Here is a 13,297-nt window from a genome sequence, read left to right as displayed (position 1 = left end):
TGATGAAAATATATTTTTATCTTAAACATTTTTCACCCTATGGAGAAAGACCAATCGGTGGAACCAGCACAATTATCCATGGACTTGCTACAGGTTTGGTAGCATGTGGAGCCGACGTAACGATATTGTGTGAGAGGCAGAACGCTAGTTCATTCCAGACAGATATCGGTTACAAAATTGAATGTTTTTCTAATCATAATGAAGCTCCATCATTTGCGATTTCACCTGAGTTAAAGCAATATTTTCGTAACTATATCAGCGAAAAAAATAATACCATTGTAGTTATTAATGGAACGTTTCATCCCAGCGTCTATTCAGTATCTCGTCTACTAAAAAGACTAAAAGTACCTTACATAGCAGCACCTTTGGACATCTACCATCCAGCTATGCTCAAAAAGAATTCCCACTTAAAATGGCCTTACTGGCATCTTTTTGAAAAAAGAATGCTAAGGGATTCTAAGGCTGTACAGCTATACGATCGCCGTCATGCCAAGTGGTTGCAAAAATTAGAAATTAACAATCCCATTATAGAAGCACCTGGTGGTTTTTTACTTGAAGATGTCCCTGCTGAGTCTTCATTGAAATGGAGGGAGCATAAAGCTTCTAAGTTCTTTTTCTTTGGTCGCGTAGACACTCATCATAAAGGCTTGGATATTCTACTTGATGCTTTTGCTCAAATTGCTGGAGCAACCAATGCAACTCTGACTATTCAAGGTCCAGGTCAGAGAGACAAAGATAAACTACAAAAGAAGGCTACTAGGCTCGTTTCAAAAGACAGAGTTACTTTTTTAGAACCTGATTATGATTCTTCTTCTTTAATAATCTCAAAATATGATATCTTTTGTCTGCCTTCTCGCTTTGAGGGGTTTGGCTTGTCTGCTCTTGAAGCAATGCTAGCAGGACGAGTGTTGTTAGTTTCAGAGGTTGCTGGTATTGCACCTCATGTTAGAGCAAGTGGCTGTGGTGTTGTAGTTACGCCAGAAGTAGCGGCTATTAAAGATGGTTTGATGGAACTTCTAAGTGTTCGTTCGGAATGGAAAGAAATGGGTCTGAAAGGGCGACGTTACGCGATTGATAACCTCCATTGGAACAAAATTGCCGCTGCTGCATTAAAGCATTACGAGCAAATGTTCGATAGTTGAAAAAATAAATGATGATCAAAATTTATAGCCTCTGTAAAAACCAAACAGCTTATCGCTTTAATAGAGCTATATTTTAGATGGAGTAACATAAGAGATTGGACTGGCAACTAATTGAATTAATTATCGATCGCGTTTTTCCAAAAGGAGCAAAGCTAATACCAAGTGGAAAACAAGTTCCTTTTGAATCAAGATTTTGGGTCATTGGCAGTCATAAAGGCCCCCGTTGGATTATTCCTCAAAACCCTAAGTATGGTATTTCTGTTCTTCAGCAGTGGCGACCCTATGGCACGATTTCATATTGGAAATGGCAATTTTTGCTTGGTGCTTATCAGGCAAAACAACTACAAAGATTACCAGGGGTCACATCTATCGGTATTGTAGGCGCAAAAGATCGCAATTGGCAGCACTTAGGGTTAAAAGGTTTGTATCCACTTCCAATAATTTACATTGGTACACCTGGTATAAATCGCAAAGCAGTAGTGTCGTTAGTAGATTCAAAATCCAATTTAATTGGTATTGCTAAAGTTCCTTTGGCAAATAATGCCACCATCAAGATTTTGCACGAAGCCAAAACTTTAAGCAGCTTGGCAACAGAAAAACCAGGTTTTGCTCCTCAGTTGCTATATGTAGATCGCGCCAAGGGAATAGCAGTCCAAACATCGAGAGAAGGGAAACTGACAGAAACTAGCTTAACTTCAGCTCACATATCTTGGTTTGCTTGTGCTTGTATTCCTGATTTACAGACCTCTTTACAAAAGCAAGTCCAATTTCTGAAGCAGCGTTTAGCTATGTCAGATAGTATTAAACCCAATATGCAAGCTAATTTGACTCAGTTATTAGCGAGGTTGGAAGATCCGACTCCCCTTCCTAGTGTTTGGGTTCATGGTGATTTTGCTCCCTGGAATTTAAAGTGGTCTAGCGGTCGCCAATTGCTGGCAGTAGATTGGGAAGAAGCTAAATTTAATGGTCTTCCTCTTCAAGATTTATTCCATTTTCAATATATTCAATCTCATTTATTGCAGAAGAAAAAAAATCTTTTAGAAACTACTAGAAAACAGCCTATAGTAGCTCAGTATTTGGATTCTGTGGGTATAGATCGCTCTAGATATGAAAAATTAGCTCAATTTTATTTAGCTGAAAGTTGGTTTCATTGCCAAGAAAGGGAAGACTGGGATTATGCTGCTTTCTTAGCAGCAGAAATTTCCCACATACTAAGAGAATAAGAGTGAAAATACTGCTATCTGCCTATGCTTGTGAACCCAATAAAGGCTCTGAACCTGGGGTCGGTTGGCATTGGGCTAAAGAAATAGCACATATGGGTCATGAAGTATGGGTGATTACCCGCGCCAACAATCAAGCCGTCATTGATGAAGCGTTATCTTTAGATCCCAGATCTAATTTGCATTTTGTTTACTATGACTTACCAATATGGGTCAGACACTGGAAAAAAATCCCCGGGGGGGTTTATCTATACTATCTTTTTTGGCAATGGGGGGCATATCGTGTTGCCCACTCCTTGACCCAGAAAGTTAATTTTGATTGGGTACATCATATTACCTTTGGGGTATTGCGGATGCCATCATTTATGGCATTTTTAGGTATTCCTTTCATCTGTGGTCCTCTTGGTGGAGGAGAAAATGCACCCCAAACACTAAGGTCAAGTTTTCCTTTACGGGGTTATATCTTAGATTGGTTGAGAGATTTATCCAATTGGCTGATTGTGATTAATCCTCTACTTCAAGCTATGTATCAGCGTTCTAGTATTATCTTGTGTAAGACGAAAGAAACTAAAGCAGCTATTCCCCAATCCCATCAAGATAAATGTCGTCTTTGTTTAGAAATCGGTATTGAACCCCCTAATAAAGATTGCCAAAAACTAGAAGCTAAAAATCCCCGCACAGATGGAGAATTTCGCCTGTTATATGTAGGTAGATTAGTCTACTGGAAAGGATTGCATCTCGGACTCCAAGCTTTTGCTCAATTTCAGAAACAAATGCCTAATTCTCGACTTACAGTAGTTGGGAAAGGTATGGATGAAGCTTGGTTACACCGTATGGCAGAAAAGCTAGAAATAGATACAGCTATTGACTGGATTGATTGGATGCCCCAAAAGCAAGTTTTACAGTTATATAGTCAACATGACGTATTTCTTTTTCCCAGTTTACATGACTCCAGTGGCAACGTAGTTTTAGAAGCTTTATCCCACAGTTTGCCAGTAGTTTGCTTGAATTTGGGTGGACCAGGAGTTATGGTAAATAACTCTTGCGGTAGGGTAATTGATACGGCAGATTTAAGTTCGGCGATTGTAATTCAAAAACTCAGCGATGCTCTAGGGGAACTAGCTAGCGATCGCAATATCCTCAAACAATTGAGTGAGGAAGCTTTGATCTGTTCTCGACAATATCATTGGCATCAGTTGGTCAACAATTTTTATACTACTCTAGAACCCTACAAAGCGATCACGTCGAGATGATTAACATTTCTGATTGGAGTTTCAGCATCACAAAATAGCTTTGAATTCTAGCATTACTTCAATCTCCTTAAAGGTTGTAGCTTGACCAAGAGATTATCAGGAACTTTTAACATGCGTATTCTAATGGTGCATAATCGTTATCAAATCAGAGGTGGCGAAGATGAAGTTTGTGATGCAGAGATAAGTTTATTGCAAGCTCATGGTCATGAAGTTGACCTTTATAAAGAGCATAATGACCGCTTAGGGAAACTCAATCCAATTCATTCAGCGGCGAATACTATCTGGTCGAGGCATAGTTACAGAAAGATGCGAAGGCAACTTAGTCAAAAGCCTTATGACATTGTTCATGTTCACAATTTTTTACCGCTGATTTCTCCCTCAGTATATTATGCAGCAAAAGAACAAAACGTTCCCGTAGTTCAAACACTACACAATTATCGGCTACTATGCCCCAATGCCTTATTTTTTCGACAAGGAAGTATTTGTGAAGATTGTCTTGGGGTTAGTGTTGCTTTGCCAGGTATATATCATGGTTGTTATCGAAATAGTCACGCTGCAACGGGAGTTGTCGCAGCGATGAATAGTGTACACTATTGGCTGAAAACTTGGACTTCGGCAGTAGATGTTTACATTGCGCTGACAGAATTTGCACGTCAAAAGTATATTCAAGGGGGTATTCCTAGAGAAAAAATCAAGGTTAAGCCTAACTTTGTAGATCGCGATCCAGGTGTGGGTGAAGGTAAAGGTAACTATGGGATCTATGTAGGGAGACTATCTGTCGAGAAAGGTATCGATACACTATTAGAAGCCTGGCAAACTATAGATAATCGGCTGTCACTCAAAATTGTGGGAGATGGACCTCTCTCAGAGATGGTGCTTCAAGCTACAGAGCAGAACTCGTCAATTGAATGGCTAGGACGTAGACCTATGGAAGAAGTTTATGAACTTATGGGTAATGCAAAAGTGCTAATTTTTCCGTCCAAATGGTATGAAACCTTCGGCAGAGTTGCGATAGAAGCCTTTGCTAAGGGAACACCTGTAATTGCTGCCAACATCGGTGCGATCGCAGAACTTGTAGATAGTGGGAGAACTGGTTTGCTATTTGAGCCAGGCAAATCTCATTTATTAGCAGCTCAAGTGAAGACAATATTAGATAATCCAACCAAAGTAGTTAAAATGCGCCAAGAAGCTCGCAAGGAGTACGAGAAAAAATATACGACTTCTAGAAATTACCAGCAGATACTCGGTATTTATCATCAAACAATCAAAAACTACAACATTTAAAATGACGGTTTTATCTCATCAAAAACAAATCGTTGGTTCTTCATCTCTATTACTAATAGCATTTGCAACGGTCTTCTTTTCACGTCTTTTAGAGACTTTCGGCGCACCAGCTCCAATTAACTTTGTACATTTTGCTACAATACCTTGTGCTTGTGGTGTAGCGTTAGTGAAGACAAAGACTGAAAATCGTAGTCAAATTAATACTTGCCATACACTATTGTGGGGATTGCTACTTTTTTTGGCAATTAATTTTGGTAGTGCCCTGTTAAATCATGCAGGCTTGATCAATGTTGTTTTAAAAACCCTTTTGCTTGTTGAGCCTTTTTTGCTTCTAGTAGCAATTGTAAGTTTGCCAATCTCAGTGAGAATCTTGAAGAAACTAAGAATTTGGTTTGAGGGGTTTGTTTTTTTTCATTTACTTCTAATTTATTGCCAAAAGTTTGCTTTTGGCTACTGTCACTTACCTGGAGATTGTGACAATATTCAGGGAGTCTTTTATCGCTCAGGATCTGGACATGTTGTCGGAGCGTCAGTGTCTGTTAGCTTTGTGATCTATTATTTTGCGATCGCCAAGTCACAACCAATATGGGTCAGAATTTTAGTTTTGATAGCGGGTTTAGGTAACATACTCGCCTCCGATGCCAAGCAAGTGTTGCTGATCCTTATTTTAAGCTTTGCTATATTAGCACTAACTAAGGGTAAGATTAGCGAAGCTATAGTCTATATGATTGGCTTCATTGCGTTCATGTTGGTTTTTAGTTGGGTTATTCAGAATGTGCCTGCATTTGATTCTTTTAATACCTGGATAAGACCCGAAATTTATGCTCCAGATGGCGAAGCAACTAAATTAAAACTGTCGGGGATTAAGATTACTTTAGAACATTTTCATACCCCTCTAAACTGGGTTTTAGGTCTTGGTCCTGGTCACACCATTGATCGTTTAGGTGGATGGATGTTGAGAGACTACGAAGAACTTTTGTCGCCTCTGGGAGCTACCCGCACCACTATTGGCAGTGAAGTATGGCGGTATGTTGCTTCTAGCTGGCTAGCTACAGGTAGTAGCTTATTTTCGCCTTTTTGGGGATGGGCTGCTATCTGGGGAGACTTAGGCTTTTTAGGACTAGCATCTTACCTATATCTAGCTTCAGTGGTTTGGAGAAAAATATGTTTAGATGATTTGTCTAAGTTTTTAGTCCTAACAATTATGATCTACGGCTTTATCTTTACACAGTTAGAAGAGCCTGCTTATATGCTTTCCATGGCTATTATTATTGGCATTCGTTGGCACGAAAAACAAGTGCTAGCAAAATAACAACAAAGTATCAGAATTTTTTCACCGACATTTAGTTAGTCACTATACAAAGACATATTTTCAGAACCTTCTATGAAAAATCTCCAAAAGCAAAAACACAAATTTGCTCAAATCTTGTTACATCAGAATTATGCTGCTTTAAAATTCTTGATCGTAATGATATTAAGCATTCTATGCTTAATCGGTCTATCTAACTATATCTCAGCTTCAAACTCTAGTATGAAAAGTGTCAAAGTTGTTTATCCTCTTGATGCTAATTTTGTCAATGTGCGAGATTATGGAGCCAAAGGAGATGGTAAAATCGACGACACTGAAGCTATCCTTCAAGCTGTTCAGCAGAATCTAATGCAGCATCGAACGCTTTTTTTTCCCACGGGAACTTATATAGTTAGTGATGTACTCGAATGGAAGCGCGAGAATGGAACATTTGGCGCTTTTTTGACTTGGCAAGGTGAAGGTATGGGTCATACGATTATCCAACTCAAAGATCATTCTGACCTTTTTCAAGATCCTAACAGCCCTCAATCAATAATCCGTACAGGTTCAATTGGAACAAAAGATGGTCAAGGACCACGCGCTCATAACAACTACATCTTTGATATGACTTTTGACATTGGCAAAGATAATCCTGGTGCTATTGGAGTAGACTTCAATGCCAGTAATACTGGTGCAGTTGAAAATGTAGAAATCGTTTCTCAGGATGGTCAAGGAGCAGTAGGTTTAGAACTCACCAGAGAAGTGGGTCCCTGTCTAATTAAGAACGTAACTATTAAAGGTTTTGATAAGGGGATTCGGGTTGCGTCTGCTCTCTATGGCATTACTTTCGAAAATATTCATTTAGAAAAGCAAAATCAAGTTGGTATTCTCAACGATAGTAATGTTATTGCTGTCCGTAAATTAACCAGCCTTAATTCAGTTCCTGCTCTCATCAATAAAGGTCTCTGGCCTGGTCCCAATGTACTAATTGATTCAGAACTTCGCGGTGGTTCGCCCCAGCAGGTTGCTATTGAAAACTCCGTTCATCTTTTAGTTCGTAATGTCAATGTAGAAGGTTATAAAGCTGCCATTAAAAATGGTGACGATCTTATAATGGGTTCGCGAGTAGAAGAATTCATTTCCTCCGAACCCTTAAGCCTATTTGATTCAGACCAGACAACACTTAACTTAGCTGTCATTGAAACACCAAAATTTTCCGATCCTAACCTTAACAATTGGGCTAACGTTAAAGATTATGGAGCTAATCCAGATGACAAATTAGACGACTCATTAGCGATCCAAAAAGCGATAGATTCGGGCAAAACTACTGTCTACTTCCCCAACGGAAGATATACACTAGACAAACCTGCGATCGTGCGGGGGAATGTTCGTCGACTAATTGGGTTTAATTCGCCTATTAGTTCTTCCAAAGGCTTTTTGCGGTTTGAAAACCAAAAACATCCAGTAATTGTGGAAAGATTTAATTGCTTTGGAAACAATAAATGTCAGTTAGAAAATGCAACTTCCCAGCCTGTAGTGCTTCGTCATTCTACTGGTGCTCTTTTCTCAACAACCTCAGCAACCGGAACTTGGTTTATCGAAAACGTTGTAACTCCTCGGTTTCATATTGGTAAAAATCAAAAGCTATACGCTCGTCAGCTTAACTGCGAGTCTCCACCACCTGAACCACTGCTAAAAAATGATGGAGGTCAAGTTTGGTTATTCGGGTATAAAACCGAGTTTGGTAATACTGTAGCTGCGACTTTAAATAGTGGTAAGACTGAAATTTTGGGTGGATTGTTTTATCCTTCACAAGGAGTCAAAGATCCAAAAATACCAGTATTAATTAATCGAGACTCTTCTGTTACAGCAGTCTATCGAGAAATAGCCTTTGGTTCTACCTACACTATCCAAATAATAGAAAATCGTAAAGAAAAAACAAAAACTCTTAATCGTCAAAGCTTAGGTAAAGGTAATATGATCGCAGTACCGCTTTATGTAGGATATTAAAATTTTGTATCGATTTTAGTATATTGAATTGTCAGTAGAATCATATCTGAATCAATAAAATATTATCCAGCAAAAATTTTATTGATTTATTAAAAATAGGAGTTAATTCCTGAAATTATTATTTCATCTGTCTTTCAAAAATAAGATACGATTGTCCTAATTTCATTATAGATAAATTTACAACAGGATTTTATAAAGATAATTTTTTAAACCCTAATAGCTAAAATAATAAAGGCATATCTGACGCTCATTAGATATTCATTTATTATCTGTTATTCGCTATTCAATTATATTAAAAAAAAATAAATAATACCATAAATCATGTCTGATAGTATTAATACTGATGACAAGACAAACGGGATTAATTATATTTACTAATTAACTGGCAAATGTCTCCAATAATTATTATGAGCTTATTTGCTTATTTTAATTTACATGAGCACCAAAAATTAATTGTTTAATGTTAACAATCAACTATAGAATAAGATTCTTTATATCAAATATAAGCAAATAGAAAATTTATTTAAAATGACTAAGCACAAAGTAGCATTGCTCACAGGCATTACTGGTCAAGATGGTTCTTATTTAAGCGAATTTTTACTTGACAAAGGCTATGAAGTTCACGGCATCATTCGTCGAACTTCTACTTTCAATACCGATCGCATCGATCATCTATATATTGACCCTCATAGTCCAGAAGCCAGATTATTTCTTCATTATGGCGATTTAACTGACGGGACTACCCTCAGACGCATTCTGGAAGAAGTGAAACCCGTCGAGATCTATAATTTGGGTTCGCAGTCTCATGTTAAGGTTAGTTTTGACTCGCCCGAATACACTGTTGACTCTGTCGGGATGGGCACTTTACGTCTATTAGAAGCTATCAGAGACTATCAGCAACGGACCGGAATTGAAGTCAGATTTTATCAAGCTGGTTCTTCCGAAATGTTTGGTAAGGTACAGGAAGTACCTCAAAAAGAAACTACTCCGTTTTATCCCCGTAGTCCCTATGCCTGTGCCAAAGTTTATGCTCATTGGCAAACGGTAAACTACCGTGAATCTTATGATTTATTTGCCTGTAACGGAATTTTATTTAATCATGAATCTCCTCGCCGTGGCGAAACTTTTGTGACACGTAAAATCACCAGAGCGCTCGCTCGTATAGTTGCCGGTCAGCAAAAAAAGCTTTACATGGGTAATTTAGACTCCAAAAGGGACTGGGGCTATGCTAAAGATTATGTTAAAGCTATGTGGCTGATGCTACAGCAAGAGCGATCAGATGACTATGTTGTAGCTACAGGAGAAACTTACCAAATCAAAGAATTTTTAGATATTGCATTTAGTTACGTGAATTTAGATTGGCAAGATTATGTAGCTTTTGATCCCCGTTATCTACGCCCTGCAGAAGTAGACTTATTGATTGGCGATCCCAGTAAAACCAAGCAAAAATTAGGTTGGCAGCCCTCTGTTACTTTTGAACAACTGGTGAAACTCATGGTCAATGCTGATCTAGCTGCTCTTAATCTGCCTACTCCTAATGGTATTCGTAATGAAGACCATGCTCACTTACGACGTAATTTTGCCACCATTGTAGATTAAGTTAATAAGAAATTGATAATGGATAATTGACAGGTAAAACATGGACAGTCGCAAGCCCCGTTCTTTTCTTTCAAGACGGGGATAAGACTACTCGGACGGGTGGTATAAACGCCTGGGAACCACAGACGACACGCTCTCAACTTTTTATATCGTAAATTAGTAATGTGAGTTCTGATAGTACAACCGCCTATTGAACTAAGATCATAAAAGCTAATAGCTAACAGCTATTTAATAATTAAATTATTGTTTAAGTTAAATTATTGTTTAAGATCTTAGATTTATGGTTAAGTCTTCTCCATCCCCCTTAAACCAGGAGAGAGCAAATTTTAATAGTTCTACTAGGTCTGAGTTAAAGACCATTGCTTTAGATGTGGAAGGGATGAAGTGCGCTGGTTGTGTCAAAGCTGTGGAAAGACAACTAGAGCAAAATGCGGGAGTAATATCTGCTTGTGTCAACTTAATTACGGAAGTGGCAGTGGTAGAATATGAAGCTGCAAGTATTGCTCCAGAAACCTTGGCAGAGAAGCTAACTAAGACTGGTTTTCCTACACAACTACGGCAAAGCGATCGCAGTATTTTTCAAGCGGGAATAGAAAGTCAGGAAAAACAAAAACAGCAGGAACAACAGCGAGTTCGTCAATTAGTTACCGCAGCAATATTATTATTCTTTTCCAGTATCGGTCATTTACATCATCTAGGTTTACCCTATATACCTATACTTAGCAATATTTGGGTACATTTTGGGTTGGCTACTCTAGCGTTACTAATTCCAGGGCGATCGCTCTTACTGGATGGATGGCGTAGCCTGGTTCAGGGAATGCCCAATATGAATACTCTCGTGGGTTTAGGCACAGTCAGTGCATATTTAGCTAGCTGTTTTGCCTTGTTCTTGCCTCAGTTGGGTTGGGAATGTTTTTTTGATGAGCCGGTAATGCTGCTAGGCTTTATCTTATTAGGACGTACCTTAGAAGGAAAAGCTCGTAATCGAGCATCTGCCGCTTTAACCCAGCTAGTTTCTCTTCAACCCCCTATTGCCCGACTAATCAGCAAACAAGACAGTACTGAGACGATTGAAATCCCTGTAGAACAAGTTAAACCCGGGGAGTGGTTAAGGGTCTTACCAGGAGAAAAAATTCCTGTAGATGGCACTGTAGTTGTGGGTGAAACTACTGTAGATGAATCGATGTTAACTGGGGAGTCAGTAGCAGTAGCTAAAACAAGCGCTGATATAGTACGTGCTGGAACAATCAATCAGTCGGGAGTAATCACTATCGAAGTAACTGGCATTGGTCAAGATACCATTTTGGCAAAAATAATCAGTTTGGTAGAAGATGCTCAAACTCGCAAAGCTCCTGTACAAAAGTTGGCAGACACTATTGCTGGATATTTTGCTTATGGAGTAATGGCGATCGCTACTCTAACTTTCTGCTTTTGGTACTTCTATGGCACAAAAATTTGGCCATCAGTATTAATGACTGCATCTCACTCCATGTCCATGCCTATGGGACAAATGGAGGTGGAAACTTCACCTTTACTCTTAAGCTTAAAACTAGCGATCGCTGTACTAGTAATCGCCTGTCCTTGTGCCCTGGGTTTGGCTACGCCTACGGCAATTTTGGTAGGTACAAGTATTGGTGCCGAAACAGGGATTTTAATCAAAGGAGGCGATATTCTAGAACAAGTTTATCAACTAGACACCGTAGTTTTTGATAAAACAGGAACTTTGACTAGTGGTATGCCCCAAGTTACTAACTGTATTCCTTTGGGAGATATTACACAAAAAGAGTTATTACAGATCGCAGCATCCGTTGAAAGTAATAGCAATCATCCTTTAGCTCAAGGGATTATCACAGCAGCACAACAACAAAATTTATCATTATTAGAAGCTAGTGATTTTCAGAGCGTTCTAGGTCAGGGTATTTCGGCAATAGTAGCTGGACAAAGAATATATTTAGGGAATCAAGAATGGTTAACCAATCAGGCTGTTGAAATCTCAGCAGATCAGGAGCTAAAAGTTCAATATTTAGCTCAATCAGGTAAAACAGTTGTCTACTTAGCTATATCAGGTATTTTACAGGGGTTGATCGCTATAGAAGATAGTTTACGCCCCGATGCAACTCAAACTATTGAACAATTACAAAAACTAGGATTAAATACTGTCTTACTTACAGGCGATCGCTCAGAAGTTGCTCAGGCGATCGCTGATAAACTCAATCTTGCTCAGACTTTCTCAGAAGTCAAACCAGAAGACAAAGCTCAGATCATCCGCTCATTACAACAGCAAGGTCAAACAGTAGCTATGATTGGAGATGGAATTAATGATGCACCCGCTTTAGCTCAGGCAGATGTTGGTATATCACTTCAAGACAGCACTGATGTGGCGATCGCCTCTGCCGATATTGTTTTGATGCAAAACCAACTTGAAGATGTCATAAAATCAATTCAACTTAGTCGAGCAACAGTTAGCAAAATCAAACAAAATCTCATTTGGGCTTTGACCTACAATGTTTTTGCTATTCCTATTGCCGCAGGAATTTTATTACCTCAATATGGTTTATTACTGTCCCCTGTGTTAGCTGCGGTAGCAATGGCATCTAGTTCTTTGATTGTGGTCACTAACTCCCTCTTATTAAATTTTAATTTGCCAAAGTTAAAATATTAAAAACTATCTAATACTCGCTACTTTCGTAGTCTAAAGCTAAGGCTAGAGAATATAGCTATTGGATAACTTGGCTAAGAAATTAGCTTATCAAAAAGCTATAAGCTTTAAGCTCTAGGCTCTAAGCTTTTTAGTTGACTACTTTCGTAGTAGCTTTAAACCTATAGCTTGTGGGTTCCGTGACCCCCTCCAAACTTGTTTGGTGCAGATGCGGCAAACTTACGCCTTTCTGCAATTAGGAGAGGTCTAAAACCTCTTCTAATTAAGCTTATAGCTTATAGCTTATGGCTTATAGCTGGGGCGAAGCCCCTTATATTTATGCCTCTGTTTTTTAGTTGCTATTTAGTATGGGCAGATAGTTTACATCAACTGCTTACTTTAGACCTATCTCATGACTGCAAAACCTGTAAAACATCGAGAAGAGTATATCTTAATTGTTACCGATGGCAAAGGGCATCGAGAAATTCATCTGGAAAAAAATACTTATTCTCTGGGAAGAGGAGCACAATGCGATATTTTACTGCAATCTCAATTTGTTTCTCGACATCATGCCACTTTAGTTAAAAGACAGGAAGAAGATGGCAACTATTATCGAATTATTGATGGTGACTCGGAAGGAAAAACTAGCGTTAATGGACTGTTGATTAATGGCAAAAAAGTCAGATTTCACGACCTAAAACACGGAGATAAAGTTATTTTTGGACCTCAGGTCGAAGCTGTTTATGAATATCGTGAGTATGATGTTTTTCCAACCATCCCACCTGATGACCCTTATGATATTACATTGATCGATCCAGCAATGATTGATATTGAAGAGGAACCATAATCCATAATAATGAGTA

General features: G+C 38.7%; 9 protein-coding genes. All 9 read left to right on the top strand.

Annotation, left to right across the window (positions count from 1 at the left end):
* Positions 1–2: 2 nt before the first annotated feature.
* The 9 genes from PLEUR7319_RS0104920 (at position 3) to PLEUR7319_RS0104880 (ending at position 13,281) form a co-directional block, all read left to right on the top strand.
* Positions 3–1,142, top strand: a complete 1,140-nt coding sequence (locus PLEUR7319_RS0104920) for a glycosyltransferase (protein WP_019504091.1) — start codon at positions 3–5, stop codon at positions 1,140–1,142.
* 95 nt (positions 1,143–1,237) lie between these two features.
* Positions 1,238–2,365 carry an aminoglycoside phosphotransferase family protein gene (locus PLEUR7319_RS0104915; RefSeq protein ID WP_019504090.1) on the top strand — a complete coding sequence of 376 codons (1,128 nt, stop codon included), beginning with the start codon at positions 1,238–1,240 and terminating at the stop codon, positions 2,363–2,365.
* A 2-nt stretch (positions 2,366–2,367) separates the two neighbouring features.
* The gene (locus PLEUR7319_RS34315) at positions 2,368–3,615 is read left to right on the top strand and encodes a glycosyltransferase family 4 protein (protein WP_019504089.1); all 1,248 of its coding nucleotides are present in this window, start codon (positions 2,368–2,370) and stop codon (positions 3,613–3,615) included.
* 111 nt (positions 3,616–3,726) lie between these two features.
* Positions 3,727–4,899: a glycosyltransferase family 4 protein gene (locus PLEUR7319_RS0104905; RefSeq protein WP_019504088.1), complete on the top strand. Its 1,173-nt coding sequence runs from the start codon at positions 3,727–3,729 to the stop codon at positions 4,897–4,899.
* Between the two features lies 1 nt (position 4,900).
* Positions 4,901–6,211, top strand: coding sequence for a hypothetical protein (locus tag PLEUR7319_RS0104900; protein ID WP_019504087.1), 1,311 nt, complete (start codon positions 4,901–4,903; stop codon positions 6,209–6,211).
* A gap of 219 nt (positions 6,212–6,430) precedes the next feature.
* A complete protein-coding gene (locus PLEUR7319_RS0104895) occupies positions 6,431–8,197 on the top strand; it encodes a glycoside hydrolase family 55 protein (protein ID WP_237743516.1) in 1,767 nt (588 codons plus the stop codon).
* A gap of 528 nt (positions 8,198–8,725) precedes the next feature.
* On the top strand, positions 8,726–9,796 hold the full coding sequence (gene gmd / locus PLEUR7319_RS0104890; RefSeq protein ID WP_019504085.1) for a GDP-mannose 4,6-dehydratase: 1,071 nt from the start codon (positions 8,726–8,728) through the stop codon (positions 9,794–9,796).
* 280 nt (positions 9,797–10,076) lie between these two features.
* On the top strand, positions 10,077–12,458 hold the full coding sequence (locus tag PLEUR7319_RS0104885; protein ID WP_019504084.1) for a cation-translocating P-type ATPase: 2,382 nt from the start codon (positions 10,077–10,079) through the stop codon (positions 12,456–12,458).
* A gap of 388 nt (positions 12,459–12,846) precedes the next feature.
* Positions 12,847–13,281, top strand: coding sequence for an FHA domain-containing protein (locus PLEUR7319_RS0104880; RefSeq protein ID WP_019504083.1), 435 nt, complete (start codon positions 12,847–12,849; stop codon positions 13,279–13,281).
* The last annotated feature ends 16 nt before the right edge of the window (positions 13,282–13,297 follow it).

Source organism: Pleurocapsa sp. PCC 7319, assembly GCF_000332195.1.
Taxonomy (GTDB): domain Bacteria; phylum Cyanobacteriota; class Cyanobacteriia; order Cyanobacteriales; family Xenococcaceae; genus Waterburya.
This window is presented reverse-complemented; position numbering and strand designations above follow the sequence as displayed.